Genomic DNA, 26,083 nt, shown 5'->3' on the forward strand with positions numbered 1-26,083 from the left:
GGCGCGGCCCCATGCACTATTTCAGTATCGTGGATAATCATAGTCAAACAGGAGGAAATGCATGGACAGGCTGGAAGCGATGCAGGTGTTTTGCGCCGTGGTCGAGGCGGGCGGTTTCAGCAAGGCGGCGCAGCGCCTGGGTATTTCGACCTCGTCCGTGACGAACCAGGTGGCGGCGCTGGAAAAACACTTCGGCGTGCGCCTCTTGCAGCGCACCACGCGCAGCATGTCGCTGACGGCGGAAGGCCGGCAGTGCCACGCGCAGGCGCGCCAGATGCTGGCCGATATGGCCGCGCTGGAATCCAGTCTTGAACAAGCGGCCGGGAAACCGTCGGGCAGCTTGCGCGTGGATATGCCCAGCAGCATCAGCCGCAACCTGGTGGCGCCCGCCTTGCCCCGTTTTACTGCCGCCTATCCCGACATTTCCCTGCGCCTGACCGTCAGCGACCGCCTGGTCGACATGGTGGAAGAGGGCATCGACGTGATGCTGCGCATCGGCGAGCCGCAGGATTCATCGCTGGTGGCGCGCAGCCTGCTGAAGATGGATTACCTGTGCTGCGCCTCGCCCGTCTTTGTTGCGCGGCATGGCCTGCCGCGCACGCCGCAGGAACTGGACCAGTTTGCCTGCCTGCATTTCCTCTATCCGAAATCGCGCCAGGTGCGGCCGTGGCTGTTCCAGGCCAAGGAGGCAGAGGCGGGCGCTGCCGCGTATGCGCACACGCCGCCGGCCGCCCTGGCCTTCGACCATATTGAATCGATGATTGCCGCCGCCCAGGCCGGCTGCGGCATCGTGCAGGCGCTGTCCGTTTCCGTGCTGCAGCCGCTGCGTGAAGGCAGTCTCGTGCCCGTGCTGCAACCGTTCCGCACGCGGGGGCCGGACCTGTGGGCGCTGTTCCACCCGCGCCAGCTGCGCGCGGCCAAGGTGCGGGTGTTCGTGGAGTTTTTGGCGCAGATTGTTGAGGAAGGCTTTAATGAGAATTGATTATCAATTATAATGCAAGCCTATTGCATTGAATTGCCTATCGTCAGGAATCCCATGTCCGTATTTTTACGCCGCCCCGTGGCGCTTTTGCTGGCCGCCGCCAGTCCCCTGGCGCTGGCAGCTGACCCTGCCGCCGACACGCTCGACGCGCAGGACGTCGTCACCGTCAAGGCCGAGCGCCAGCATTACCGCAGCCTGTCCGCCACGGGCGCGACCAAGACGGACGCCTTGCTGATGGACTTGCCGCAAAGCGTGCGCGTGCTGACCGGCGATCTGCTGCGCGACGCGGGCGTGACGACTTTGGCCGGCGCGCTGGACCTGGCCAGCGGCATTGCAAAACAAAGCCCGCTGGGGGGCCTGTGGGACAGCTATGCCATGCGCGGCTTTACGGGCGACCCGAATTTCGGTTCCGACTACATGGTCAACGGTTTCAGTTCCAGCCGCGGCTACAACGGCATGCGCGACGGCGGCAACACGCAGGCCGTGGAAGTACTGAAAGGCCCGGCCTCCGCCCTGTACGGCCGGGGCGAGCCAGGCGGCACGGTGAACATCACGACGAAAAAGCCGAAGTTCGCGCCCGAAGCCAGTGCCGATGTATCGCTCGGCAGTTTCCAGGCGCGCCGCGCCGCCGTCGACTTGACGGGACCGTTGAGCGGCACCATCGCCTACCGCCTGAACGCGGCGCATGAGGAAGGGCACAGCTTCCGCGATACGGTGAAAGTCGAGCGCAGCCTGTTTTCTCCGTCCTTCCTCTGGCTGTTGGGCGAGCACACGACCGTGTCGTATGAAATCGAGGCGGTGCGCCAGCGCGCGCCGTTCGACCGCGGCGTCGTCGCCGTGAATGGCCAGCTGGGACTTGTCCCCGTGTCACGCTTTCTGGGCGAGCCGGGAGACGGCCCCGTGACGGTCAAGTCGCTGGGGCAGCAGCTGTTCATCCACCACGCGCTGTCCGACGCCTGGACGGTGCAGGCGGGGGCGTCCTACCGTGACAGCGAATTGCGCGGCTATTCGACCGAGGCGAGCAAGCTGCTGGCCGATGGCCGCACCTTGAACCGCCAGCGCCGCCACCGCGATTTTTCGGCCACCGACGTGTCGGCACGCGTTGAAGTGCTGGGCAAGTTCACCACGGGCACGCTGGCGCACGAGGTGCTGGCCGGCGTCGATGCCTATCATTTCGATGACCACCGGGTGCAGCTGCGCCGCAATCCCTCGGCCGCGAATGCCTATGCCATCGATATTTTCAATCCCGTGTACGGCGGCAAGGCCGATCCGCTGGCCCTGTCCATCGATACGCAGGAAGGGCAAAGGGCGCGGGGACTGTATGCGCAGGACCAGATCGACCTGGGTGCGCAATGGAAGGCGCTGGTCGGCGTGCGCCACGATACGTACACGCAGGACGTGACGAATAATCGCCTGCGCGTGAGCAACCGCCAGTCGCTGTCGGCCACCAGCCCGCGCGCGGGCGTCGTTTACCAGCCGACGAAGGCGTGGTCGCTGTATGCGAGCGCGGCCAAGGGCTTCCGGCCCAACAGCGGCATCAGCATAGCCAACCAGGCGTTTCCGGCCGAGCGCAGCCGCTCGTATGAGCTGGGCGCCAAGCTGGAAACGGGCAAGCTGACGGGCACCGTGGCCGTGTATGACATCCGCAAGAGCAATGTGCTGACGACGAATCCCGCCAACACGGACTTCGCCATCCCGGCGGGCGAGGTGGGCAGCCGGGGCCTGGAGCTCGACGTGTCGGGCGAAATGGCGCGCGGCTTGCGCGTCTCGGGCGCCTATGCCTACACCAACGCCACCGTCACGCGCGGCGACAATACGATCGCCACGGGCAGCCGCTTCGCCAACGTGCCGCGCCACAGCGCCAACCTGCTGGCCACGCAGCAATTCGCGCTGGGTACGGGCACGGCCAGCGTGGGCGGCGGCCTGCAATACGTGGGCGAGCGCCTGGGCGACGTCGCCATCAGCAGCAGCTTTACCCTGCCAGCCTATACGACGGCCAAGCTGCTGGCGTCTTACTCTCCCAACGCCAAACTGCGCCTGGCTTTGAACGTGGAAAACCTGTTCAACCGCAGCTACTATGCGAGTTCCTACAGCCAGCTGTGGGTGGCGCCGGGGGCGGAGCGCACGGTGACGTTGAATGCGCATTACAGGTTTTGATGTATTCACCCAACAGCAAAGTGCCGGGGTCGGACCCGCCGGGGGAATATGCCCCAATGGGGCATATTCCGATTCCGAAGGAACTGACCCCAGTTTCTGCTGTTGGGGTACGCACGCTACTCTTATCCTTACATTTAAAATGAATAAATGACCGTTCCCACTCCCCTGACTTCCACTACCACCCTGCGCACCCGCATCGCCGTCATCGACGTCATGCGCGGCCTCGTCATGCTGATCATGCTGTTCGACCATGTGCGCGAAACGGTATTCCTGCACCACCAGGTGGGCGACCCCATGGATGCGGCCCACGTCGATCCGGCCCTGTTCTTCACGCGCCTGGCCGCCCACGTGTGCGCGCCCATGTTCGTCTTTTTGACGGGTTTGTCGGCCTGGCTGTATGCGCATCCGGCCGCCGGCCCGCGCAGCGCGGCCGGCTTTTTGTTCAAGCGGGGCCTGCTGCTCGTCGTGCTGGAACTCGTGTTCGTCAACTTTGCCTGGATGGGCACTTTCATGCCGGCGATCCTGTATCTGCAGGTGATCTGGGTCATCGGCCTGGCCATGATGGCGCTGGCCGTGCTGCATAAACTCCCGTTGAAAGCGCTGGTCGTGCTGGGCGTGGCGATCATCGCGGGACAGCATTTGTTTACCTGGCTGCGCGCGGAAGAGGGCAGCCTTGGCTACTATCTGCTGACGGTGCTGCTGCAACGCGGTTATCTGGTCGCCGATGGCGCCATGAAGATCAAGGTCAGCTATCCGCTGCTGCCGTGGATAGGCGTGATCGTGCTCGGTTATGCTGCCGGGCCCCTGTATGCGCGCGGGCTGTCCGCCGAAAGCCGTCGCCGCTGGCTGCTGGCGCTGGGCGGCGGCAGCTTGCTGCTGCTGGCCGTGCTGCGCGGCTTGAATATTTATGGCGAAACCCTGCCGTGGGTGGCCGGCGACACGGCCTTGCGCACGGCCATGAACGTGCTGAACTTCACCAAATATCCGCCATCGCTGGACTTTTTGCTGTTCACCCTGGGCCTGGGCTTGCTGGGCATGGCCTGGCTGGAAAGCGTCGATAACTGGTTTACGCGCGCTTGCGCCACCTTCGGCGGCGCGCCCATGTTCTACTATCTGCTGCACCTGTACCTGCTGCTGGTCATCCGTATCGCCTTGACGGCCGCGCTGGGTGCCAACCATGGCGACCGTTATGGCGTCGAGCACATCTGGCAAGTGTGGCTGATCGCACTGGCCCTGATGCCCGTGCTGTATTTTCCTTGCCGCGCATTTGCCAATTACAAGCGCACGTCGAAACAGGCGTGGGTGCGCTACTTCTGAGTTCGCCTATTTGCAGTACAGCCTGTCGATGCTGTGGCTGGACGCCAGGTAATGCCGCGTCTGCCATCCGATGGCCACCCGGTAGGCGCACGGCGGATCGAGCGCCACGTTGACGGGGAAGCCGCCATTGTTGCCCGATAAGTGAGGCCCGCCCGCGCCGCCACGGAACAGATAGTTGCTCGGTGGTGGCGGCGGGGTGAAGCTGGCGGCCGGCAGCGGTGGCGGCGGATGCGTGATGCCGTTGTTGTTGGAAATCGTGATATTGAAAAAGCGCAGATGCGGGTGGTCTATCGTGTACAGGATATGCACGAGGCCGCCCGCGATGGGATTGCAGGCATTGCTGCGCAGCTCTTCCAGGTCCAGCGCCACGATGACGGGCGAGTTGTCGAAGACGATGGAATCGAGCCCGTCCGTCGCCACCAGCGCCAGGCTGATGCCGTCACGCACCTCGAAGCCCAGGCGGTAGCGGCGTATCGGTTCGCTCTCGGCCGCCGCCAGGCTGCGGCCCGCGTCGAGGATGGGCAAGCCGCCCGGCAGCTTGGCCGGATGCAAGCTCGTGATGGCCGGCGTATTCACGGTCAGCAAGTCGAACGTGCGCAGGAAGATGTTGGGCGCCACGTTGACGATGGCCGTCGTGCCGTCGCGCATGTCCACGGTGACGGGTTTGCCGTCCACCCGTATCCAGCCGCCCGGTTTCAGATCGCCCGCGTCGATGATGACGGGCGCCGAATCGCCGAGACCCAGTCCGTTCGTATAAAACACATAGCCGACGTGCGTGCCGAGCACTTGCGTCAACGGCGCCAGACTGGCGGGCGCCACCGAGGGGATGACCGTCGGGTCGTCGTTGCCGCCGGGCCAGGTCCATTCGCCGATGAGAAAGCGGTATTCGAGCGGGTTGGCGGGGATGGCGCTATTGCGCAACGGGCAATTGCCTTTCAGGGTGACGCCGCCGGCGAACACGTACGAAGCGCCGGCGCCGCCCGCATAGCCTTGCGCGGAAAAGCCGGCCAGCGAGGGAAACGGGTGGATGTCGAAGACTTCCACCTGCTGCCAGTGGGGCACGCCTTCCACGTCGGGCGGCAGGACTTCTTTCGAACACAATTCCACGCAGAAGCAATGGCCCACGTTTTCGCGGCCCGGCTGGCGGCCGTTGGCCTGCGTTTCCGACAGGATGGGCACGCTGCCCAGCTGCGCCGTGAAATACACGTCGGGCCCGCTGGCGAACTCCACGTTGATGAACGGAGAGAAAGGCGTCAAGGTGAAGTCGGACGTCAGGTAATCGATGCGGAAGCGCCCGCTGGCGTCCGTCACCGCGACACCGAGCGCATCGTCCTGCAGCCAGTCGGCGTCGAAGGCCCGCACGGTGGCGCCGGCGATCGGCGCGTGGGGCGCGTCGCAGGTGCGCAGGCGGCCGCAGATGGTCCAGGCGCCGAAGCGGGCGCGTACGAGGCACCAGAAGCGTTGCGGTAGGCAATAGTCCCAGATGGCGAGGAAGTCGTTCTCGGCCTGGCGCCAGCGGGGCTGGATGGTGGTGATGGAAAACTGCAGCGGCACGGGGTCTTTCGGCCCCGGTTTCAACTGCGGCACGGTAGGGCACAGGATGTCGACTTCCACGGCCTCGCCCCGGTAATCGCCGTCTAGTGTGAAACTGTAGTTGCCGTCCTCGTCCGTGCGCGCTTCGGCCAGCAGGAACGGTGCTTTCGCCTGCACCTCTTCTTCCGTGAGGATGGCGAAGGTTTCCTTGGCGCTGGCCATGGCCAGCGCCGTGACGTTTTGCGACTCGCGCGGCCGGTACAGGCGCACGATGACGTGGGACAAGGCTTCAGGACACTCGGCACAGATCAAGCCGCATAGCTTGCCCCGCAGGATGTAGGCCATGATGGCTCCCTTGCTGATGTGGACGGCGCGCCGCTCGGAATGGGGGCGCTGTTACCAAGCTAGCAAATGGGCAGCCGTCGGGCTTGATCTGGCTTAAACCTGCTTTCTATTTAATCAGCGCCAATACCTCGCGGAAGCGCGGGTGCTTGCAGTCTCGCAGCCATTCGAAGGCCAGCATCTCCACCGTCACCAGGTGGGCGCCCAGCTTGTCCAGGCGGGCCAGGGCCGCGTCGCGGCTGGCCGCCTGGCGCGAGCCGACGGCGTCGATGGCGATGATGACCTCGTACCCCAGCTCCAGCAAGCCGATGGCCGTCTGCAGCATGCACACGTGGGCTTCGCACCCCGTGACGACGATCTGTTTGCGCCCGGCGGGCAGCATCTGCTGCAAGCCGTCAAAACAGGCGCCAAAATGCGTCTTGTGCAAGGTCCGTTCGCACAGGGCGGCGATCTCTTCCACGTTCGGCCCCAGTCCCTGGCGGTTCTGTTCCGTGCCCAGCACGGGCACGTCGAGCAGGCGGGCAATCTTTGCCAGGCGTAGGTTTTGCGCCAGCACGAGGCCCGCATCGTGGATGGCCGGCATCAGGCGGCCTTGCAGGTCGACAATGACCAGCACGGCCTGGTTCGCATCCATCAGCATGGCGTTCTCCTTATTGGCATGTGGCGACAGTGTAGCGCGGTCAGCTTGGCCAGCTGGGCACGGCCGTTTCGCCCATCAGGTAGGCGTGATTCAAATCGATGGCGCTGCGCAGGTAATTCCACAGGGCGCTGACCCGGGCGATATTGCGCCGTTCGCTCGGTGAAATCATCCAGAAGGCGCGCAGCAGGTCGATCTCGCCGTCGAGCACGGGGACCAGTTCGTTCGACTGCTGGGCCACGAAGCAGGGCAGGATCGCCAGCGCCTGGCCCGCGCGCGCCGCGTGATACTGGGCGATCACGCTGGTGCTGCGAAAGGCGCGCAGGGAATCGGGCGCCACGTTGTCCATGTAGCGCAGTTCCGAACTGAAGACCAGGTCGTCCACGTAGCCGATGATCGGATGCTGCGCCAGCTGCGCCACGCTGGTAATCGGCGCATGGCGCGCCAGGTAGGCTGGCGTGGCGTACAGTTTCAGCCGGTAGTCGGACAATTTCGTCACGACATACGGACCGGACAGGGGGCGCTCGATGGAAATGGCCACGTCCGCCTCGCGCTTGGACAGGCTGACGAAACGGGGCACGGCGATCAGGTCCACGCTGATGTGCGGGTAGCGGCCGCAAAACTGCGCCAGGTGGGGCGCCAGCACGATGGCGCCGAAGCCCTCGGTGGCGCCCAGGCGCACCTGGCCCGACAGCAGCCGGTTATGTTCACCCAGTTCCTCGGTGGCGGCAAACACCGTGCTTTCCATGGTTTCCGCGTATTCCATCAGGCGGTGGCCTTCGGGCGTCAACTGGTAGCCCACGTAATTGCGGTCGAACAGCTGCGTGCCCACCTGCTCCTCGAACTTGCGCATGCGCCGCGACACGGTGGAGTGGTCGATGCCCAGCTTTTTCGCCGCATCGACGAGGCCGGCGCTGCGCGTCAGTTCCAGGAAGACCCGTACATTATCCCAATCGAGCATGGCAAACCCTCTCTGTGCATTTTTGCAAAGGAATTATGCATTAATTTCACTTGAGTGCATATTTTTACACATGCAGAATGCAGATAAACATATAAGAAAAACCTTACCCATCAGGAGACATTGCATGAAAAAGACCGTTCTGGCCATGGGCGCGCTGGCGCTTTCCCTGTCCTTTGGCGCGCAGGCGCAGATTTCCGATGGCGTCGTCAAGGTCGGCATCCTGACCGACATGTCCGGCCCGTATTCGGCCATGGGCGGGCGCGGCTCCGTCGTCGCCAGCCAGATGGCCGTCGAGGATTGCCTGAAAGCCGAATGCAAGGGCATGAAGATCGAAATCCTGTCTGCGGACCACTTGAACAAGGCCGACATCGCCGCCTCCAAGGCGCGCGAATGGCTGGACCGCGACAAGGTCGACGCCATCGCCGATCTGACCAATTCCTCGGTGGCCCTGTCCGTGCAAAAGCTGATGAAAGAGAAGGGCGGCATCGCCATGTTCAGCGGCCCGGCCACCACGCGCCTGACGAACGAAGACTGCTCGCCGAACGGCTTCCACTGGATGTTCGACACGTATTCGCAGGCGGCCGGCACGGCGGCGGCGCTGACCAAGCTGGGGCAAAAATCGTGGTACTTCGTCACCGTCGACTACGCGTTCGGCCACTCGCTGGAAAAGGATGCCAGCGATGTCGTCAAGCGCAATGGCGGCACCGTCGTGGGCGCCGTGCGCCATCCGCTCAACGCGTCCGATTTCTCGTCCTTCCTGGTGCAGGCGCAAGGCTCGAAAGCGCAGGTGATCGGCCTGGCCAACGGCGGCGCGGACACGGTGTCGGCCATCAAGCAGGCGCGCGAGTTCCGCATCGGCAGCGGCAAGGACCAGCGCCTGGCCGCCTTGCTCGTGTTCCTGTCCGACGTGCACGCGCTGGGCCTGGAAACGGCCCAGGGCCTCGTCTATGCGGACGGCTTTTACTGGGATTACGACGACCGCAGCCGCGCGTTCGCCAAGCGTTTCGAGGCGCTCAACAAGGGCGCCAAGCCGACCATGGTGCAGGCGGGCGTGTATTCGAGCGTCTACCACTACCTGAAATCGGTGGCCGCGGCAAAGAGCGACGATTCGAAGATCGTCGCCCAGAAAATGCGCGAACTGCCGATCAAGGACGCCGTCATGAACAACGCCTCGATCCGCCCCGATGGCCGCGTCATCCACGACATGTACCTGGTGCAGGTGAAGACCCCGGCCGAATCGAAAGGCGCGTGGGACTACCTGAAAGTGCTGTCGACCATCCCCGCGGACCAGGCGTTCAAGACTATGGATGCGGCGGCGTGCAACCTCGTTAAAAAATAATTTTCACCCCTAACGGCGAAAAATCCGGGGTCGGACCCTCAGGGTCCGACCCCGGAATCTGCTCTTGGGGTAACTAGTCAATCACGGAGCACACCATGAACCAAGCCCTCACCCAAGTCCCTGCTGTCCCCCTGCACATCGCCGGCAAGCACCACGCTTCGACCAGCACCGAATGGCGCGACGTCATCAACCCGGCCACGCAGGAAATCGTCGCCAAGGTGCCGTTTTCCACGCCGGACGAAGTCAACCTGGCCGTCGCCACGGCCAAGGAAGCGTTCAAGACCTGGCGCAATACGCCGCTGGCCGCGCGCATGCGCATCATGCTCAAGTACCAGCACCTGATCCGCGAAAACATTGGGACTTTGGCCGAACTGATCACGCGCGAGCATGGCAAGACCCTGCCCGACGCGGAAGGGGAGGTGATGCGCGGCCTGGAAGTGGTGGAGCACGCGTGCTCGATCGCCACCCTGCAGCTGGGCGAGATCGCGGAAAACGCGGCCACCGGCGTCGATGTCTACAACATCTACCAGCCGCTGGGCGTGGGCGCCGGCATCACGGCCTTCAACTTCCCCGTCATGCTGCCATGCTTCATGTTCCCGATCGCTATCGCCTGCGGCAATACCTTTGTATTGAAACCATCGGAGCAGGACCCGTCATCGTCGATGTACCTGGTCGAACTGATGTACCAGGCGGGCTTGCCGGCGGGCGTGCTGAACGTCGTGCATGGCGGCGCGGACGTCGTCAACATGCTGTGCGACCATCCCGACATCAAGGCCGTCTCTTTCATCGGCTCCACCCACGTGGGCACGCATGTGTACCGCCGCGCCAGCGAATCGGGCAAGCGCGCGCAATCGATGATGGGCGCGAAAAACCATTGCGTGGTGCTGGCCGACGCCAACAAGGAGCAGGCGATCAATAACCTGATCGGCGCGGCATTCGGCGCGGCCGGCCAGCGCTGCATGGCCAATTCCGTCGTCGTGCTGGTGGGCGAGGCGCGATCCTGGCTGCCGGAAATCGTCGCCCGCTCGCAGGCCCTGAAAGTGGGGCCGGGCAGCGACCGCACGGCGGACCTGGGACCGATGGTGTCGAAAGCGGCCATGCAGCGCGCGGAAAAGCTGATCCAGGCAGGCGTGGACGAAGGCGCGCAACTGCTGCTCGATGGCCGCGGCCACAAGGTGGCCGGCTATGAGGGCGGCAACTTCATGGGGCCGACGATTTTCTCGAAGGTGGCCGCATCGAACTCCGTCTACACGCAGGAAATCTTCGGCCCCGCCATGTGCGTCGTCGAGACGGATACCCTGGACCAGGCCATCGCCTTCATCAACGCCAACCCGAACGGCAACGGCACCTCGATCTTCACCTCGTCCGGCTGGGCCGGGCGCAAATTCCAGAACGAGATCGACGTGGGGCAGGTGGGCATCAACGTGGCCATCCCCGTGCCCGTCGCCTACTTCAGCTTTACGGGCTCGCGCGCGTCGAAACTGGGCGACCTGGGCCCGAACGGCAAGCAGGCCTTGTACTTCTGGACGCAGACCAAGACCGTCACGGCGCGCTGGTTCGCCCCGGACGACGGCGGCAGCGGCGTCAATACCACCATCTCGATGAAATAAGGGGATGTCATGACGAGCAATATCGTTTTCATCGGCCTGGGGAACATGGGGCTGCCCATGGCGCAAAACCTCGTGCGCGCCGGCCATGCGGTGACGGGTTTCGACCTGGTGCCGGCCAGCGTGCGGCAGTTCGCCGATGGCGGCGGCCTGGTGTCCGATGACCAGGCGGCGGCGATAGGCCAGGCCGACATCGTCATCACCATGCTGCCGGCCAGCCGGCATGTTCTCGGCGCGTACCTTGGAGACGCGGGCATCCTGGCGCAGGCGCGGCCCGGCACCTTGCTGATCGACTGTTCGACGATTTCCACCGAGGCGGCGCGCCAGGTGGGCCGCGCGGCGCAGGAGCAGGGCTTGCCCATGCTGGACGCGCCTGTTTCCGGCGGCACGGCGGGCGCCACCAACGGCACCCTGACCTTCATGGTGGGCGGCGAAGCATCCGCGCTGGCGGCGGCGCGGCCCTACCTGGACGTCATGGGCAAGGCCATCTTCCATGCGGGCGGCTCGGGCTGCGGCCAGACGGTCAAGATCTGCAACAACATGCTGCTGGGGATTTTGATGATCGGCACGAGCGAAGCGATACGCCTGGGCGTGGCCAATGGCCTGGACCCGAAGGTGGTGTCGGACGTGATGGCGAAAAGCTCGGGCCGCAACTGGACCCTGGACGTGTACAACCCGTGTCCCGGCGTGGCGGAAAACGTGCCCGCATCGCGCGGCTATACGGGCGGCTTTGGCGTCGACCTGATGCTCAAGGACCTGGGGCTGGCCGTGGAAAGCGCGCTGGCCAGCGGAGCCTCCGTGCCGCTGGGCGCCTTGTCGCGCAATTTATACAGTTTGCACAGCAAGGCGGGATCGGGCGCGCTGGATTTTTCCAGCATCTACCAGATGTTGGGCGATAAGGCTTAAGGCTGTTGCGCCTGCAGGGCGGCCAGTTCCGCCTTGGCTTTTTCCAGCTTGCCTTCCAGCTTGGCGATCTTCTTCGGCTGTTTATTCGCTTCCTGGGCCAGGCGTAGCGAGCGCTCCGTCTGATTGACCTTGGCCTGCGCCTTCAGCACCTTCTTGTTGTGGCGCTCGGCCAGGCTGCTGTCGCGGCAGTGGGCGTTGACTTCGTCGAGCGCGCGCGTGAGGCCCGCGACCTTGTCGGACAAGCCCTGTTCCTGCGCCTGGCGCAATTCGCTGCTGATGCTTTCGCGCTTGGCGGCGCAGCCGGCCAGCTGGGTGTCGGCGGCGCTGGCGCCCACGGAGGCTGCGGCGAGCAGCAGGGTCAAGGCGGTGGTGGCGAGGCGGTTCATGGTCTTCCTGTGTCAGTGGTGGGCCCGTGCAATGTAAGCCCGGCGGCTTGCCCTGTCAAACTTCGCGTACCGTGCGCGCCTGTCTGGCGCGGCATCGGCTACCATGCGTGTTTTCTTCTTTCCGACACCGCCGCATGCCCCAGAAATTCCTCTTGCTGCTGCCTTTTCTGCTGCCGCTGCCCATCCTGGCGCAAACTTCGCCCACCTTGCTCGACCTGCAGCTGATCGCCATCAAGGCCAGGGCGGATGTGGCCAGCCATAGCCCGGAAAGTATCGCCGAGTTTGCCGAGACGCGGAGGCTGGCGGAAACAGGCGACGTCGAGGAGCAGCTGGAACTGGCGCGCATGCTGCAGCTGGGCGTGGGCACGCCGCAAGACACGGCGCAGTCGATGGCGTGGATACGCAAGTCGGCCGAAGGCGGCTATGCGCCGGCGCAATCGGCTTTGGGCCTGGCCTATACCGTGGGTGGCAAGGTGCCGATCGACCGCGTGCAGGGAGAATACTGGTTGCGCAAGGGCGTGGCGCAGGGTGATGCACTGGCGCAAACCATCCTGGCGCTGGAATTCATCGATGGCCACAGCAGTGCCGAAGAGCAGGCGCTGGCCATCACCTGGCTGAAGGCGGCGGCGAACGAGCAGCACTTTGTGCCCGCCTACAATGGGCTGGGCGAGCACCTGATGCGCGCCGCCACCGATGAGCAGCAGCGCGGCGAGGCTTTCCACTGGTATGACAGATCGGCGCGTGAAAAGGAGCCGGCCGGCATGCGCAACCTGGCCCGCGCGCACGAGCTGGGCCTGGGCGTGAAACAGTCGGACAAGCTGGCCCTGGTCTGGTACGAGCGGGCGGGATGGAGCGGCGACGTGCCCGCCATGCGGCGCATGGTCGATGTGTACGTCAAGGGCGAACTGGGACAACAGGCGAATGCCGAAGACGCCGCCGAATGGCGCGGTAAATTGGCTGAAAAGGAAAACAAATGAAGACCATGCTGTTCATCTTGAGCCTGGCCTTGGCGCAGAGCGTGCTGGCGCAGCCAGCGTCCCTGCAAAAGCCGCGCCAGCATCCGGCGCTCGTGGAATTCGACATGTCCGGCCAGGACGCCATGCGCGCAAGGGTGCGGGCCGTGGTCAACCGCCCGGCCGACCTGTCGCCGGACAAGGTCGCGGCCTTCGACAAGACGCGCGCCGCTGCGGAAGGGGGCGACACGGCCGCCCAGCTGGAACTGGCGCAGATGCTGCATGGGGGCGAGGGCACGCCGCGCGACTATGACGCCGGCCTGGCCTGGATGAAGAAATCGGCTGAAGGCGGCTATGGCCCCGCGCAGGCCTTCCTGGGCGTGGCCTATACCTTGGGGCAGGGCATGGCCATCGACCGCAAGCTGGGCGAATACTGGTCGCGCAAGGGCGCCGCGCAAGGCGTGGAACTGGCCAACTTCACGGTGGCCCAGCACTTTGAAAACATCCACAGCAGCCCGGAAGAACAGGCGCATGCGCTGCACTGGCTCAAATACTATGCTGAAAACGGCTTCATCCCCGCCTACAATGAAATCGGCTACCGCCTGATGATGACGGCGAAGGACGAGGCGCAGCGCAAGGAAGCGTTCGGCTGGTACATGAAGTCGGCCAAGGCGCTCGATCCGTCGGGCTTGAACAACGTGGCCTATTCATATGAAGTGGGGCAGGGCGCACCGCAGAGCGACGAAGCGGCCCTGGGCTGGTACGAGATGGCGGCCATCGCCAAAAGCCCGCCGGGGCAGACGGGTTTTGCGCGGCTGCTGGAGCAGGGGCGTGGCGGCCCGACCCGGCAAGGTCCGGCGCCCGAACCCTTTGCCTTGTATCTGCTGGCCGCGAAGCAGGGCGATGCTGAAGCCATCGAACGGCTGGTCAGGGTGTACGACAAGGGCGAGCTGGGACAGGCGGCCGATCCCGCGCAGGCCGCACTGTGGCGTGAAAAGCTCAAGCTGGCCAAGACGCCCTGAGCGGGCATGACGGCGCGGAAACGGCATGCTATCATCATTGTTATCGATAACAATATCATGAGAGACCCATGAATCCCGATTTCCGCTCCAAGGCGACGCTCGAAGCGCATATCCTGCACACGATGCACTTTTATCACCCGCGCGCCATCGATGCGAGCGGCGGCTTTTACCACTTCTTCCTCGACGATGGCACGGTGTACGACGCCAGCACGCGCCACCTGGTCAGCAGCACGCGCTTCATCTTCAATTACGCCATGGCGTACCGCCATTTCGGCGGCGACGATTACCAGGCGGCCCTGCGCCACGGCGTGGCCTTCTTGCGCGATGTGCACCGTGACCCGGCCACGGGCGGCTACGCCTGGCAACTGTCGTGGAAAGATGGCGTCAAGCAGGTCGAAGACGGCGCCAACCACTGCTACGGCCTGGCCTTCGTGCTGCTCGCCTATGCCCACGCCTTGCAGGCGGGGATGCCGGAGGCGCGCGCCTACCTGGACGAGACGTTCGAATTGATGGAGCAGCGTTTCTGGCTGCCCGAACACGGCCTGTATGCGGACGTGGCCAGCGCCGACTGGTCTGCTCTGGATGGCTACCGTGGCCAGAACGCCAATATGCACGCCTGCGAAGCCATGCTGGCCGCGTTCGAGGCGACGGGCGAAGCGCGCTATCTGCACCGCGCCGAAACCTTGGCACACAACATCACGGTGCGCCAGGCGGCTCTGGCGAACGGCATGATATGGGAGCACTACACGCCCGACTGGGCTATCGACTGGAATTACAACCTGCACGACAAGAGCAATATCTTCCGCCCGTGGGGCTACCAGCCCGGCCACTTCACGGAATGGGCCAAGCTGCTGCTGATCATGGAGCGCCACGCCAAGTTCATGGCCGGTCCGTCCGACTGGCTGCTGCCGCGCGCGCGCGAACTGTACGACACGGCCCTGGCCAAGGCCTGGGATGGCGCGCATGGCGGCATCCACTACGGCTTCGGCCCGCACGATGAAATCTGCGATGGCGACAAATACTTCTGGGTGCAGGCGGAAAGCTTCGCCGCGGCCGCCGTGCTGGCCGCGCGCACGGGCGACGAGGCCTACTGGCACAGCTACGACAAGATCTGGGACTACAGCTGGCAGCATTTCGTCGACCATGAACACGGCGCCTGGTACCGCATCCTGACGCCCGAGAACCAAAAAATCAGCAAGGAGAAAAGCCCGGCCGGCAAGACCGATTACCACACCATGGGCGCCTGCTATGAAGTGCTGAACGCGATTGGCGGTGCGGCATGAGTGCCATGTTCCCGACTTTTGTATCGGCCGGCGAAGCGCTGACGGACATGCTGCGCACGGGCGCCGATTCCTGGAGCAGCCAGGTGGGCGGCTCGACCTGGAACGTAGCGCGCGTGATGGCGCGCCTGGGCGTGCCCAGCGCCTTTGCGGGCGCCGTCAGCTGCGACGTCTTCGGCGATGCGCTGGCGCAAGCGACCGACGTGGCGGGCCTGGACATGCGCTTTTTGCAGCGCCATGCGAAGTCGCCGCTGCTGGCCATCGTGCACGAACTGCATCCGCCCACTTATTACTTCATCGGCGACGACAGCGCCGACCTGCATTTCGACGCGGCGCGCTTGCCTGCCGGCTGGATGCAGGGGGCGCAATGGGTGCATTTCGGCGGCATCAGCCTGGCGCGCGAACCGCTGGCGGGCAAGCTGGTGGCGCTGGCGCAGGAGCTGAAGGCGGCAGGCGTGAAAATCAGCTATGACCCGAACTTCCGCATCATGATGGATGAACGCTACGACGCCACCCTGCGCCGCATGACGGAGCTGGCCGACGTGATCAAGGTGTCCGATGAAGACCTGGCCGGCCTGTTCCGCCACGGCGACATCGATGGCGCGTTTGCCATGCTGCGCAGCTGGAATCCGCACGCCACGTATTTGTATACGCGCGGCGCGCAGGGCGCGGCCCTGTACCAGGGCGAACGGACATGGCAGGCGGCGCCGCCCGTCATCGAAGTGGTCGACTCGGTGGGGGCGGGCGACGCCAGCATCGGCGGCTTGCTGTACAGCCTGATGCACCGCACCGACGCCGATGGCGGCCAGCACTTGCGCTTTGCCGTCGCGGCCGGGGCGGGCGCCTGCCTGGCGGCCGGCGCAGCGCCACCTTCGGTGGAGCTGGTGCAGTCGCTCGAGGCGCGCACGGTCGTCAGTTAAGTCAGACTTGGCCTGATCTGCGTCAACAAGGTGGCCACGTTTGGGCTTGGCCTACCTTGTCGTAAGCCATGCTCCTACATGGCTGCCGCAGGGCGCTGTCTAGAATGTGCACTTCATGTGTACAACTGGAGACTACATCATGGCCACCCAATCACCTCAGGCAGCTTCCGTTTCCCAAACACAGGCAGGCATGCCGGACATGGATGCGATCGAGCTGCTGACGCAAGACCATCAAACCGTCAAAGAACTGTTCGAACAGTATGAAGGCCTCAGCGACCGTTCGCTGGCCAGCAAGCGCAAGCTGGCCTTGAAAATATGCCAGGAACTGAGCAAGCACGCGATGGTGGAAGAAGAAATCTTCTATCCCGCCGTGCGCGACGCCAGCCGTTCGAACGAAGACCTCGTCGATGAAGCCATCGTCGAGCATGCATCGGCCAAGGAGCTGATCGCGCAGATCGTCGCCATGGAACCGGGAGAGGATTTATACGACGCCAAGGTCAAGGTACTCTCCGAGCAGATCGATCACCACGTGCTGGAAGAGGAGGGCGAGATTTTCCCGCGCGCGCGCGACGCGGAACTCGACCTGCAAGCCATGGGCAGCCGGATCGCCGCGCGCAAGGGGGAAATCGAACTGCCCGACATGCAGGCGTGAGCGTCCATGGCCGCGCGTGGCTAGCGCGCCCGTCCCGTCGATGCGCGTTCCATCAAGGTAAACGCCATCAAATGATGCGTGGCGGGCGCCGTTTCCCCGGCGCGGCGCTGGCGGATTTCGTCGATGACAAGACTGACGGCGGCGCGCGCCATGTCGGCGATGGGCTGGTGGATGGTGGTCAGCTCGGGCCAGACGGTGGTGGCGACGGGCGTGTCGTCGAAGCCGCACACGCTCAATTCCGCCGGCACCTGCAAGCCCATGCCGTGCGCCACGGCCAGGGTGGCGGCGGCCATGTCGTCGTTGCTGGCGAAGATGGCGCTCGGGTGCGGCGCTTGCGCCAGCAACTGGCGTGCCGCGTCCAATCCCGAACGATACGTAAAATAGCCTTGCGCCACCCTGTGCGGCGGTACCGGCAAGCCCGCTTCACGCATGGCGTCCTCGAAGGCCTGGCGGCGCAGCAGGGCGGGCGTGTGCGCCGGATCACCTTCGATGAAGCCGATGTCGCGGTGGCCCAGCGCAAGCAAGTGGCGCGTCATGGCCAGCGCGCCTTCGTAGTCGTCGACGCGCACGGCCGAGGCGTCGGGCGAAGGGCGCGCCGTAGCCACGGCGATGACGGGAATGCCCATTTGATTGAGCTGCGCCAGTACCGCGGGCGAATCGCACAGGGGCGGCGGCACGAGGATGCCGTCCACGCCGGCCGCCACCAGGCAATCGATGCCGGCGCGCTGGCTGTCCATGTCTTCGCAGCGCTCGAGCAGCAGCTGGCCGCCGCCCTGGCGGCACTGGTCCATGGCGCCGACGAGGAATTCGCTGAGAAAAGCGGCGCTGGGATTGCTGTATAACAGGCCGATGCGCAGGGTGCCCGTGCGGGCCGCCCTGGCCGCCAGGTTGGGCTGGTAGCGCAGGCTGGCGATCGCCGCCTCGACCTTGTCGCGCGTGGCCGTGCTGACGCTGGCGCGCCCGTTGATCACGCGCGATACCGTCATGGCCGACACGCCGGCCACGCGCGCCACGTCATGCACGGTGGCCCCGCTGGCGGTGTCTGGTGCGGCGTGCGCCGCCTTATTCGAGGTGGCCACCGAATTTCAGCTTGCCGCTGATGCGCATGCCGTGCAATTGACCTTCTTCCAGTTCGGCGGCGCTGGTGCGCTGCGCCGTGTCGCGCCGCGCCAGTCCCACCGACAGGATGTCGAGCATCATCAGTTGCAGCAGGCGCACGATCATGGGCACGAAATTGAGATTGCCTTCCGGGTGGTTCAAGGTCAGCAACACGTCGGCCAGCTTGGCCAGCGGCGAACCGCTGGCCGTAATGGCCAGCACGCGCGCGCCGCAGCCTTGCGCCACCTTGACGGTGCGCAGCAGGTCGGGCAGGGCGCCCGAACGGGAAATGACCAACGCCACGTCGCCCGGTTTGAGCATGGCGGCGCTCATTTCCTGCGCCTGCGGGTCGGCAAAGAAGCTGCTGACGATGCCCAGGTTGAGCAGCTTGTGCTGCATGTCGTCGGCCACCACGCGGGCGCTGCCCACGGCCAGCAGCTCCACGCGCTGCGCGCCGCGCAGCAGTTCGATGGCGGCCGTCAGCGCTTTCACGTCGAGCATGTCGCGCATGGCCAGCGCGGCCGATGCATTATTGCCCAGCACCTTGCGCGCCAGTTCCGCGTCGGAGTCCGAAATCTCCACGTGGCAGTGGGCCACCGTGATGGCGCCGCCCGTCAGGCCGGAGGCCAGCTTCAACTTGAAGTCGGCCAGGCCCTGCACGCCGATCGAGCGGCAAAAGCGCATCACCGTCGGCTGGCTGACGCCCACCCGCTGGGCGATTTCCGCGATCGGCAGGGTCAGCATGGCGTTCGGTTCCTTCAGCACCCAGTCGGCCACCTTGCATTCCGATGGGCTCATGCGGCCGCGCGCCTGGCGCACGGATTCGAGCACGGGCGCGCCGGTATGGGCGCGCTTGAGCTTTTGCGCCAGGATGGCGGCGATGCCGAGAAACGTCGGCAGTTCGGCCGTGATCAGGAAGGTGGGAATCTGCGCCAGGTATTCGTTCAGGCGGCCCTTCTGTTCGAAGCGGGCGCGGAACTGCGACTGTTCGAACAAAGGCCCCAGGCGCGGCACGATGCCCCCGCCTATATAGATGCCACCGAGCGCGCCCAGGGTCATGGCCACGTTGCCGGCGATGGAGCCGAGGATGGCGCAGAAGCAGTCCACCGCTTCGAGGCACACGTCGCATTCATTGTTCAGGGCGCGGCTGGTGATGTCGGCCGCCAGCAGCGGCGGCGCATCGGGTTTGCCGGCGCGCTCGGACAGGGCGCGGTAGATCAGTTCCAGCCCCCGTCCGGAAGCGAGGCGTTCGGCCGAGACGTGCGACAGCTCGCGCCAGGCGAAGGACAGCACGTCCATCTCGCGCTGGTCGCAGGGGGCGAAGCTGACGTGGCCCCCTTCGCTGCCCAGCGCGATCCAGCGGTCTTCGGCGGGGATCATGCCCGACACGCCCAGGCCCGTGCCCGAGCCGAGCAGGCCGATGACGCTGTCGGCGCGTGCCATGCCGCCGCCGATCTGCTGGCGCTGGTCGGGCCGCAGGTAGGGCAGGGCCATGGCCAGCGCCGTGAAGTCGTTCACCACCAGCAGGGTGTCGAGGCCCAGCGCGGCGCGCATCGCCTCGATCGAGAAGAACCAGTGATGGTTCATCATGCGGATATTGTCGTCATCGATGGGATTGGCGATGGCGATGGCCGCATGGCGCACGCGCGCCGAACCGGCGGCGCGCGCGTCGCCGCTATCCATATAGGCCGTGATGGCGTCGAGCAGCGAAGCGTAGTCGTCGCAGGGCAGCACGGCTACCGCTTCCAGGTGGCCCTGACGCGTTTCCAGCACGAAGCGGGCATTGGTGCCGCCGATGTCCGCCAGCAGGCGCGGCCCGTCGCTGAAGCGTTCCGCCGGATCGCTGCCTGCTACTTCCATTTTTTCATCAATTTTCATGGCGGTGCCTAGTCTCGTATGCGTGCGCGGTCGTGGCCGCGCACTGTCGTTATGGCAAAAACCAAGGATTTTAATTCGTATACGTGCCGCGTGCCGAAAAATGCGGGGTGGCTGCGCAAATGCCCGTCCACAGTGCCGGATGCGGCGGTGTCGGCGGGAAAAAACAGGGCAGTCAACCCGTATATCGGTACGCAAGAAAGTGTCGCAGAGTAGTCGTAGGATTACAACATAATATGTTGATATTTGTTCGTAGTATAGTTACTATGTCCCTGCTGGAAAGAATTCTGGCCAGTACATTCGGCCACGAATGACTAGATAAAAAATAACTACTGAGGAGACTTACCATGCTGCATCGCAACATGTTGAAGGCCGTGTTGAAGACACTGCCCGCTGCCATCGTCTTGGCCATCGCCAGCGGTTCCGCTGCCGCCGACCCCATGTACCCATCCGACTCCGAAGGCTTCCACGGCTACCTGCGCGCTGGCGCCGGCAGCAATACCTCGGGCGACGGCGGTTCGCAAGGCTGCTTCGGCTTGGGCGGCAATACCATGAAATATCGTCTGGGCAATGAGTGCGATGCCTACACGGAATTCGGCTACACCAAGTCGATCGCCAATTCCGGCGGCGTGAACTACCTGGCCACGGTCTGGGTCAACGCTTACGCGCCCAACTCCGATTTCGGCGACAACAAGCTGAGCATCGTCAAAGCCTATGTCGAAGCGCAGGGACTCGACTTCCTGAACGGCGGCACGGCCTGGATCGGCAAGCGTTTCTACTACCGTCCTGACATCCACATGCTGGACTTGCAATACATCAACATGAACGGCACGGGTGCCGGTCTGGACCGCATTCCTGCGGGCCCGGGTAAATTCTCGTATGCCTTCTTCAAGGACAACGACATCAACACCGTGTCGAAGAGCGGCGTCGTCAGCACCAAGTCCGCCGTGCGCCAGAACTTCATCTACGGCGAGATTCCCGTCAATGAAAACGGCACCCTGGACCTGGCCGCGACCTACATCATCGGCGAAGGCAAGGACAACGACGCTTTCGGCCAAAAGCATAACGGCTGGCAGTTGTCGGCATTCCACCGTCAAGCGAAAGTCTTCGGCGGCGGCAATACCTTCGGCGTGCAGTACGGCGTCGGTCCCGGCACGGGCAAGGGCGCGCAGTTCGGCGCTTCGGGCGACACCAATTTCGGTTCGGACGTGAAACGCACGCGCATCTTCAATGACATGGCGATCCAGCCGATGGCCAACTTCGGCATGGAATTCGTCGCCCTGTGGCAAAAAGACGAGTCGAACGCCACCGGTTCCTCGACCTGGACCTCGGTCGGCGTGCGTCCCGTGTACGCATTCACCAACAACTTCAAGCTGGTGGGCGAACTGGGCACGGACCGCGTGACGCAAGCGGGCGGCCTGCCGGCCAAGCGCCTGACCAAGCTGACCATCGCCCCGACGATCTCGGCCGGTCCTGGCCTGTGGTCGCGTCCTGAACTGCGCGCTTTCGTGACGTACGGCAAGTGGAACGATGCGGCGACCGCCTCGGTCAACGCGTCGAACAACGGCGGCCCGATCTACAACAACAATACCAGCGGCACCTCCTACGGTTTCCAAGTGGAAACCTGGTTCTAAGTTTGCAGGCGTCGTAAGTCTAGATCAACCTGGCGCATCCTTCGCGGATGCGTTTTTGGCGCCGTCCCGTGATATAAATGCAATGTAGTCATGTTACGGATCACGGCGCCGTCTTTACACCAAGATGATGCCCGTTTGCAATCGGGTCTGAGCACAAGAGCGCCGGTACAGGCGCAGATTTCACCTTTTTCGGCCCCCGTATGCCGAAGCCCCCTAAAAGCTTGATCAAAAAAGGAATGTGGAGATGAAACTGAAATTCAAGATTACCCAACTGGCCGCATTGACCACCCTGGCATTCGCCGGCAGCGCTTTTGCAACCGACGTGGAAGTGTTGCACTACTGGACCTCTGGCGGCGAAGCGAAGTCCGTGGGCCAGTTGCAGCAAATCGTGAAGGAAAGCGGCTTCGGCTGGAAAGATTTCGCCGTGGCTGGCGGCGCTGGCGAAAACGCCGCGACCGCGCTGAAAACCCGCGTCATTTCCGGCAACCCGCCGACGGCCGCCCAGATCAAGGGCCCATCGATCCAGGAGTGGGGCGCTGAAGGCGTGCTGGCCAATATCGATGATGCCGCCATTCCTGGCAAATGGGATGCCGTGCTGCCGAAAGTCGTCGCCGACATCATGAAATACAAGGGCCATTACGTTGCCGCTCCCGTCAACGTCCACCGCGTCAACTGGATGTGGGTCAATCCGGAAGTGCTGAAAAAAGCCGGCGTGGCCACCACCCCGACCACCTGGGATGCGTTCTTCGACGCGGCCGAGAAAATCAAGAAATCGGGCGGCATCGCCATCGCCCACGGCGGCCAGCCTTGGCAGGACGCCACCGTGTTTGAGTCCGTCGCGCTGGGCGTGGGCGGCACCGAGTTCTACAAGAAAGCCATCCTCAAGCTGGACCAGAAGGAATTGACCGGCCCGACCATGCTCAAGGTGTTCGACACCCTGGGCAAGGTGAAGACCTACATCGACAAGGATGCGGCAGGCCGCGACTGGAACCTGGCCACCGCCATGGTCATCAACAACAAGGCCGGCTTCCAGTTCATGGGCGACTGGGCCAAGGGCGAGTTCACGGCCGCTGGCAAGGTGCCGGGCAAGGACTACCTGTGCGTGGCCGCTCCTGGCACGGACAAGGCCTACACCTTCAACATCGATTCGTTTGCCATGTTCACGCAAAAGGATGCGAATGCGAAGAAAGGGCAGATCGCCCTGGCCAACGCCATCATGAATCCGAAGTTCCAGTCGATCTTCAACCTGAACAAGGGTTCGATTCCTGTGCGTTCCGGCGTATCGAAGGACAAGTTTGACGCTTGCGCCCTGAAATCGATGGAAGACATGGACGCCACCAACAAGTCCGGCGGCCTGGTGCCATCGTTCGCCCACGGCATGGCGCTGCCATCGGCCACGCAAGGCGCCGTGACCGACGTCATCGCCAAGTTCATGAACACCAACATGAGCTCGAAAGACGCGGTTGCAGCCTTGGCCAAAGCGGCAAAAGTGAAGTAATCACGACGGCGCCGGCACGCTCGCCGGCGCCCGCTGCATTGCATGCATCGCAGGCGTCCGCCCTGGCTTCGACCAGGCCGGCGCCACACGCAGTTCTCTCTACGGCTCTCCTATGTCCATACGCAAGCAATTCGACCGATGGATACCGCAGATGGTGTTGGGCCCCACGCTCATCGCCAGCCTGGTATTCGTCTATGGTTTTATCTTTTTGACCGGTTGGCTGTCGCTGACCGAATCGCGGCTGATGCCGAACTACGAGTTCGCCGGCCTGGTGCAATACATCGAGCTGTTCGACAACGAGCGCTGGTGGACCTCGCTCAAGAACCTGGGCATCTTCGGTGTCCTGTTCATCGGTTGCAGCATCGCCATCGGCCTGTTCCTGGCCATCCTGCTGGACCAGAAAATCCGCGCCGAAGGCGCGCTGCGCGCCATCTACCTGTATCCGATGGCGCTGTCCTTCATCGTCACCGGCACGGCCTGGAAATGGATGCTCAATCCCAGCCTGGGCCTGGAAAAGGTCATGCACGACTGGGGCTGGACCTCGTTTACCTTCGACTGGCTGGTGAACTCCGACATGGCCATCTACACGGTGGTGATCGCCGGCGTGTGGCAGTCGTCGGGCTTTGTCATGGCCCTGTTCCTGGCCGGCCTGCGCGGCATCGATGACGAGATCATCAAGGCGGCGCAAGTCGATGGCGCATCCTTGCCGACGATCTACTGGCGCATCGTGATTCCCGCCATGCGCCCCGTGTTCTTCAGCGTGCTGCTGATCCTCGCGCACATCGCCATCAAGAGCTTCGACCTGGTCATCGCATTGACGGCTGGCGGACCTGGCAATTCGTCGTCCGTGCCGGCCATCTTCATGTACCAGTTTTCCTTCACCCGCGGCCAGCTGGGCCTGGGCTCGGCATCGGCAATGATGATGCTGGCCACCATCGTGGCCGTGCTCGTGCCGCTGATGTACCTGGAAACGCGCAGCGCAAAGGCGATGAGATGACACCTACACGAAATAATCGCCTCACCCTCGGACGGGTGGTGGTATACCTGCTGCTGATTCTGTTTGCGGTGTACTACATCGTGCCCCTGTACGTGACCCTGTCGACGTCGTTCAAGTCGCTCGACGAGATCCGCAGCGGCAACCTGCTGGCCTTGCCGCACGTGTGGCAGTTCGATTCCTGGGCCAAGGCCTGGTCGTCGGCCTGCACGGGCGTCACCTGCGACGGCATGCAGCCGTTCTTCTGGAACTCGATCAAGATGGTGATTCCCGCCGTGCTGATCTCGACCTTCCTGGGCGCCTTCAACGGCTATGTGTTCGCGCATTGGCGCTTCCGTGGTTCGGAAATCCTGTTTGCCGCCTTGCTGGTGGGCTGCTTCATTCCGTTCCAGGTGGTGATCCTGCCGATGGCGCGCCTGCTGGGCGAATTCGGCCTGGCCAATACCACCACGGGCCTCGTCTTCGTCCACGTGGTGTACGGCACGGCGTTCACGACCCTGTTCTTCCGTAACTACTACATCGGCGTGCCGGAAGAACTGATCAAGGCGGCCCGCATCGACGGCGCCGGCTTCTTCCTGATCTTCCGCAAGATCGTGCTGCCGATTTCGGGTCCGATTTTCGTCGTCTGCATCATCTGGCAATTCACGCAGATCTGGAACGATTTCCTGTTCGGTATCGTCTTCGCCAGCGGCGATTCGCAGCCGATCACGGTGGGCTTGAACAACCTGGTCAACACGTCCACGGGCGTGAAGGAATACAACGTCAACATGGCCGCCGCGGTGATTGCCGCGCTGCCGACCCTGCTGGTCTATCTGGTCGCAGGCCGTTATTTTGTGCGCGGTCTGACCGCAGGCGCAGTCAAAGGTTAAGGAAAGAATATGTCCAGTTTATCGATACGCAGCATCCGCAAGGTGTACACGAATGGCGTCGAAGTCCTCAAGGGCATCGACATCGAGATCAAGGATGGCCAGTTCCTGATCCTCGTCGGCGGCTCCGGCTCCGGCAAGTCGACCTTGCTCAACATGGTGGCCGGCCTGGAAAGCGTCACGTCCGGCGAAATCCTCATCGACGGCAAGGTCGTCAACGACCTGCCGCCGAAGGACCGCGACATCGCCATGGTGTTCCAGTCCTACGCGCTGTATCCGTCGATGACGGTGCGCGAAAACATCGCGTTCGGCCTGAACGTGAAAAAAGTGCCGAAGGCGGAGCAGGAAGAAATCGTCGCCCGCGTCGCCGAAACCCTGCAGATCACGCACTTGCTGGATCGCCGTCCGGCGCAGCTGTCGGGCGGCCAGCGCCAGAGGGTCGCCATGGGCCGCGCCATTTCGCGCAAGCCGTCGCTGTTCCTGTTCGACGAACCGCTGTCGAACCTGGACGCCAAGCTGCGCGTGGAAATGCGCGCCGAGATCAAGTTGCTGCACCAGCGCCTGAAGGCGACCATCGTCTACGTCACGCATGACCAGATCGAGGCGATGACGATGGGCGACCTGATCGCCGTCATGAAGGACGGGGTGGTGCAGCAACTGGGCACGCCGCAGGAAATCTACGACAATCCGGCCAACCTGTTCGTGGCCGGTTTCATCGGCTCGCCGTCGATGAACTTCATCACCGTCAAGCCTGTCATCGAAGGCAACGAGGTGTTTGTCGCCATCGAGAACGCGGGCAAGAGCCTGCGCCTGGCCTTGCCGTTCGCCGCCGACAAGCTGCGCAGCTATGCGGGCCGCGACGTGATCCTGGGCGTGCGTCCGGAACAGATCACGGACATGAGCAGCGCGCACGGCGACGTGGGCCAGGAACTGGGCTGCCTGATCGACCTGGTCGAGCCGACCGGTCCCGACACCTTGCTGACGACGCGCCTGAACGGCGCCGCCGTGACCTGCCGCACGCATCCGCGCGAAGCCGTGCTGCCGGGGCAGACCATGCAACTGTCGTTCAACCTGTCGAAAGCGGCCCTGTTCGATCCGGCCAACGGCGAGCGCATCGCGTAAGC

General features: G+C 63.9%; 22 protein-coding genes. 16 read left to right on the forward strand and 6 right to left on the reverse strand.

Annotated elements, in window-relative coordinates:
* The first annotated feature begins 61 nt into the window (after positions 1-61).
* From CLU90_RS01970 to CLU90_RS01980, 3 genes are all read left to right on the forward strand, one after another.
* Positions 62-982 carry a LysR family transcriptional regulator gene (locus CLU90_RS01970; protein WP_100427043.1) on the forward strand — a complete coding sequence of 307 codons (921 nt, stop codon included), beginning with the start codon at positions 62-64 and terminating at the stop codon, positions 980-982.
* A 54-nt stretch (positions 983-1,036) separates the two neighbouring features.
* Positions 1,037-3,139, forward strand: coding sequence for a TonB-dependent siderophore receptor (locus CLU90_RS01975; RefSeq protein WP_198511128.1), 2,103 nt, complete (start codon positions 1,037-1,039; stop codon positions 3,137-3,139).
* A 147-nt stretch (positions 3,140-3,286) separates the two neighbouring features.
* Positions 3,287-4,456 carry a DUF1624 domain-containing protein gene (locus CLU90_RS01980; protein ID WP_100427044.1) on the forward strand — a complete coding sequence of 390 codons (1,170 nt, stop codon included), beginning with the start codon at positions 3,287-3,289 and terminating at the stop codon, positions 4,454-4,456.
* A 6-nt stretch (positions 4,457-4,462) separates the two neighbouring features.
* Here CLU90_RS01980 and CLU90_RS01985 read toward each other — a convergent pair whose 3' ends face one another.
* The 3 genes from CLU90_RS01985 to CLU90_RS01995 all read right to left on the reverse strand — a co-directional run bounded on the left by CLU90_RS01985 (position 4,463) and on the right by CLU90_RS01995 (position 7,929).
* The gene (locus CLU90_RS01985; RefSeq protein WP_100427045.1) at positions 4,463-6,334 is read right to left on the reverse strand and encodes a carboxypeptidase-like regulatory domain-containing protein; all 1,872 of its coding nucleotides are present in this window, start codon (positions 6,332-6,334) and stop codon (positions 4,463-4,465) included.
* A 106-nt stretch (positions 6,335-6,440) separates the two neighbouring features.
* Positions 6,441-6,971, reverse strand: coding sequence for an isochorismatase family protein (locus tag CLU90_RS01990; RefSeq protein ID WP_100427046.1), 531 nt, complete (start codon positions 6,969-6,971; stop codon positions 6,441-6,443).
* A 40-nt stretch (positions 6,972-7,011) separates the two neighbouring features.
* Positions 7,012-7,929, reverse strand: a complete 918-nt coding sequence (locus tag CLU90_RS01995) for a LysR family transcriptional regulator (RefSeq protein WP_100427047.1) — start codon at positions 7,927-7,929, stop codon at positions 7,012-7,014.
* 124 nt (positions 7,930-8,053) lie between these two features.
* Between CLU90_RS01995 and CLU90_RS02000 the strand changes: the two genes are divergently transcribed.
* From CLU90_RS02000 to mmsB, 3 genes are all read left to right on the forward strand, one after another.
* Complete coding sequence (locus CLU90_RS02000) at positions 8,054-9,268, forward strand: ABC transporter substrate-binding protein (RefSeq protein WP_100427048.1); 1,215 nt, start codon at positions 8,054-8,056, stop codon at positions 9,266-9,268.
* Positions 9,269-9,363: 95 nt separating this feature from the next.
* Entirely contained in the window at positions 9,364-10,878 is a 1,515-nt protein-coding gene (locus CLU90_RS02005) for a CoA-acylating methylmalonate-semialdehyde dehydrogenase (RefSeq protein ID WP_100427049.1), read from the forward strand.
* 9 nt (positions 10,879-10,887) lie between these two features.
* Positions 10,888-11,781, forward strand: coding sequence for a 3-hydroxyisobutyrate dehydrogenase (mmsB, locus tag CLU90_RS02010; protein WP_100427050.1), 894 nt, complete (start codon positions 10,888-10,890; stop codon positions 11,779-11,781).
* Here mmsB and CLU90_RS02015 read toward each other — a convergent pair.
* Positions 11,778-12,167, reverse strand: a complete 390-nt coding sequence (locus CLU90_RS02015; RefSeq protein WP_100427051.1) for a DUF1090 family protein — start codon at positions 12,165-12,167, stop codon at positions 11,778-11,780. The genes mmsB and CLU90_RS02015 overlap by 4 nt on opposite strands.
* A gap of 134 nt (positions 12,168-12,301) precedes the next feature.
* On the opposite strand from CLU90_RS02015, the gene CLU90_RS02020 reads away from it, so the two are divergent.
* The 5 genes from CLU90_RS02020 (at position 12,302) to CLU90_RS02040 (ending at position 16,994) form a co-directional block, all read left to right on the forward strand.
* Entirely contained in the window at positions 12,302-13,144 is an 843-nt protein-coding gene (locus CLU90_RS02020) for a tetratricopeptide repeat protein (protein ID WP_100427052.1), read from the forward strand.
* Positions 13,141-14,142 carry a tetratricopeptide repeat protein gene (locus CLU90_RS02025; RefSeq protein WP_100427053.1) on the forward strand — a complete coding sequence of 334 codons (1,002 nt, stop codon included), beginning with the start codon at positions 13,141-13,143 and terminating at the stop codon, positions 14,140-14,142. Before CLU90_RS02020 ends, CLU90_RS02025 begins: the two co-directional genes overlap by 4 nt.
* 68 nt (positions 14,143-14,210) lie before the next feature.
* Entirely contained in the window at positions 14,211-15,425 is a 1,215-nt protein-coding gene (locus CLU90_RS02030; protein ID WP_100427054.1) for an AGE family epimerase/isomerase, read from the forward strand.
* Positions 15,422-16,342, forward strand: coding sequence for a carbohydrate kinase family protein (locus CLU90_RS02035; RefSeq protein ID WP_092712983.1), 921 nt, complete (start codon positions 15,422-15,424; stop codon positions 16,340-16,342). The genes CLU90_RS02030 and CLU90_RS02035 overlap by 4 nt, the downstream gene beginning before the upstream one ends.
* 199 nt (positions 16,343-16,541) lie before the next feature.
* Entirely contained in the window at positions 16,542-16,994 is a 453-nt protein-coding gene (locus CLU90_RS02040) for a hemerythrin domain-containing protein (protein WP_232731362.1), read from the forward strand.
* Positions 16,995-17,014: 20 nt separating this feature from the next.
* On the opposite strand, the gene CLU90_RS02045 is transcribed toward CLU90_RS02040, so the two are convergent.
* Together CLU90_RS02045 and CLU90_RS02050 are read right to left on the reverse strand one after the other, a co-directional pair.
* Entirely contained in the window at positions 17,015-18,073 is a 1,059-nt protein-coding gene (locus tag CLU90_RS02045) for a LacI family DNA-binding transcriptional regulator (protein WP_092712985.1), read from the reverse strand.
* Positions 18,057-19,970 (reverse strand): glucokinase, encoded by a 1,914-nt coding sequence (locus tag CLU90_RS02050; RefSeq protein WP_100427056.1) that lies wholly within the window; start codon positions 19,968-19,970, stop codon positions 18,057-18,059. The genes CLU90_RS02045 and CLU90_RS02050 overlap by 17 nt, the downstream gene beginning before the upstream one ends.
* 344 nt (positions 19,971-20,314) lie before the next feature.
* On the opposite strand from CLU90_RS02050, the gene CLU90_RS02055 reads away from it, so the two are divergent.
* The 5 genes from CLU90_RS02055 (at position 20,315) to CLU90_RS02075 (ending at position 26,081) form a co-directional block, all read left to right on the forward strand.
* Positions 20,315-21,601, forward strand: coding sequence for a maltoporin (locus CLU90_RS02055; protein ID WP_100427057.1), 1,287 nt, complete (start codon positions 20,315-20,317; stop codon positions 21,599-21,601).
* A gap of 244 nt (positions 21,602-21,845) precedes the next feature.
* A complete protein-coding gene (locus tag CLU90_RS02060; protein ID WP_034757604.1) occupies positions 21,846-23,099 on the forward strand; it encodes an ABC transporter substrate-binding protein in 1,254 nt (417 codons plus the stop codon).
* A gap of 112 nt (positions 23,100-23,211) precedes the next feature.
* Positions 23,212-24,096, forward strand: a complete 885-nt coding sequence (locus tag CLU90_RS02065; RefSeq protein WP_086140640.1) for a carbohydrate ABC transporter permease — start codon at positions 23,212-23,214, stop codon at positions 24,094-24,096.
* Positions 24,093-24,962, forward strand: coding sequence for a carbohydrate ABC transporter permease (locus CLU90_RS02070; RefSeq protein ID WP_070290751.1), 870 nt, complete (start codon positions 24,093-24,095; stop codon positions 24,960-24,962). Before CLU90_RS02065 ends, CLU90_RS02070 begins: the two co-directional genes overlap by 4 nt.
* Before the next feature lie 9 nt (positions 24,963-24,971).
* Entirely contained in the window at positions 24,972-26,081 is a 1,110-nt protein-coding gene (locus CLU90_RS02075) for an ABC transporter ATP-binding protein (protein ID WP_070303050.1), read from the forward strand.
* Positions 26,082-26,083: the final 2 nt, after the last annotated feature.

The sequence above is a fragment of the Janthinobacterium sp. 67 genome (assembly GCF_002797895.1).
Classification (GTDB): Bacteria; Pseudomonadota; Gammaproteobacteria; order Burkholderiales; family Burkholderiaceae_D; genus Janthinobacterium.

Coding starts and splice junctions, on each gene's coding strand:
- mmsB (WP_100427050.1), top strand. CDS start 10,888: ATGACGAGCAATATCGTTTTCATCGGCCTGGGGAACATGGGGCTGCCC.
- CLU90_RS01970 (WP_100427043.1), top strand. CDS start 62: ATGGACAGGCTGGAAGCGATGCAGGTGTTTTGCGCCGTGGTCGAGGCG.
- CLU90_RS02055 (WP_100427057.1), top strand. CDS start 20,315: ATGCTGCATCGCAACATGTTGAAGGCCGTGTTGAAGACACTGCCCGCT.
- CLU90_RS02035 (WP_092712983.1), top strand. CDS start 15,422: ATGAGTGCCATGTTCCCGACTTTTGTATCGGCCGGCGAAGCGCTGACG.
- CLU90_RS02030 (WP_100427054.1), top strand. CDS start 14,211: ATGAATCCCGATTTCCGCTCCAAGGCGACGCTCGAAGCGCATATCCTG.
- CLU90_RS02025 (WP_100427053.1), top strand. CDS start 13,141: ATGAAGACCATGCTGTTCATCTTGAGCCTGGCCTTGGCGCAGAGCGTG.
- CLU90_RS02005 (WP_100427049.1), top strand. CDS start 9,364: ATGAACCAAGCCCTCACCCAAGTCCCTGCTGTCCCCCTGCACATCGCC.
- CLU90_RS01975 (WP_198511128.1), top strand. CDS start 1,037: ATGTCCGTATTTTTACGCCGCCCCGTGGCGCTTTTGCTGGCCGCCGCC.
- CLU90_RS02070 (WP_070290751.1), top strand. CDS start 24,093: ATGACACCTACACGAAATAATCGCCTCACCCTCGGACGGGTGGTGGTA.
- CLU90_RS02065 (WP_086140640.1), top strand. CDS start 23,212: ATGTCCATACGCAAGCAATTCGACCGATGGATACCGCAGATGGTGTTG.
- CLU90_RS02075 (WP_070303050.1), top strand. CDS start 24,972: ATGTCCAGTTTATCGATACGCAGCATCCGCAAGGTGTACACGAATGGC.
- CLU90_RS02040 (WP_232731362.1), top strand. CDS start 16,542: ATGGATGCGATCGAGCTGCTGACGCAAGACCATCAAACCGTCAAAGAA.
- CLU90_RS02000 (WP_100427048.1), top strand. CDS start 8,054: ATGAAAAAGACCGTTCTGGCCATGGGCGCGCTGGCGCTTTCCCTGTCC.
- CLU90_RS02020 (WP_100427052.1), top strand. CDS start 12,302: ATGCCCCAGAAATTCCTCTTGCTGCTGCCTTTTCTGCTGCCGCTGCCC.
- CLU90_RS01995 (WP_100427047.1), bottom strand. CDS start 7,929: ATGCTCGATTGGGATAATGTACGGGTCTTCCTGGAACTGACGCGCAGC.
- CLU90_RS02050 (WP_100427056.1), bottom strand. CDS start 19,970: ATGAAAATTGATGAAAAAATGGAAGTAGCAGGCAGCGATCCGGCGGAA.
- CLU90_RS02060 (WP_034757604.1), top strand. CDS start 21,846: ATGAAACTGAAATTCAAGATTACCCAACTGGCCGCATTGACCACCCTG.
- CLU90_RS01985 (WP_100427045.1), bottom strand. CDS start 6,334: ATGGCCTACATCCTGCGGGGCAAGCTATGCGGCTTGATCTGTGCCGAG.
- CLU90_RS01980 (WP_100427044.1), top strand. CDS start 3,287: ATGACCGTTCCCACTCCCCTGACTTCCACTACCACCCTGCGCACCCGC.
- CLU90_RS02015 (WP_100427051.1), bottom strand. CDS start 12,167: ATGAACCGCCTCGCCACCACCGCCTTGACCCTGCTGCTCGCCGCAGCC.
- CLU90_RS01990 (WP_100427046.1), bottom strand. CDS start 6,971: ATGCTGATGGATGCGAACCAGGCCGTGCTGGTCATTGTCGACCTGCAA.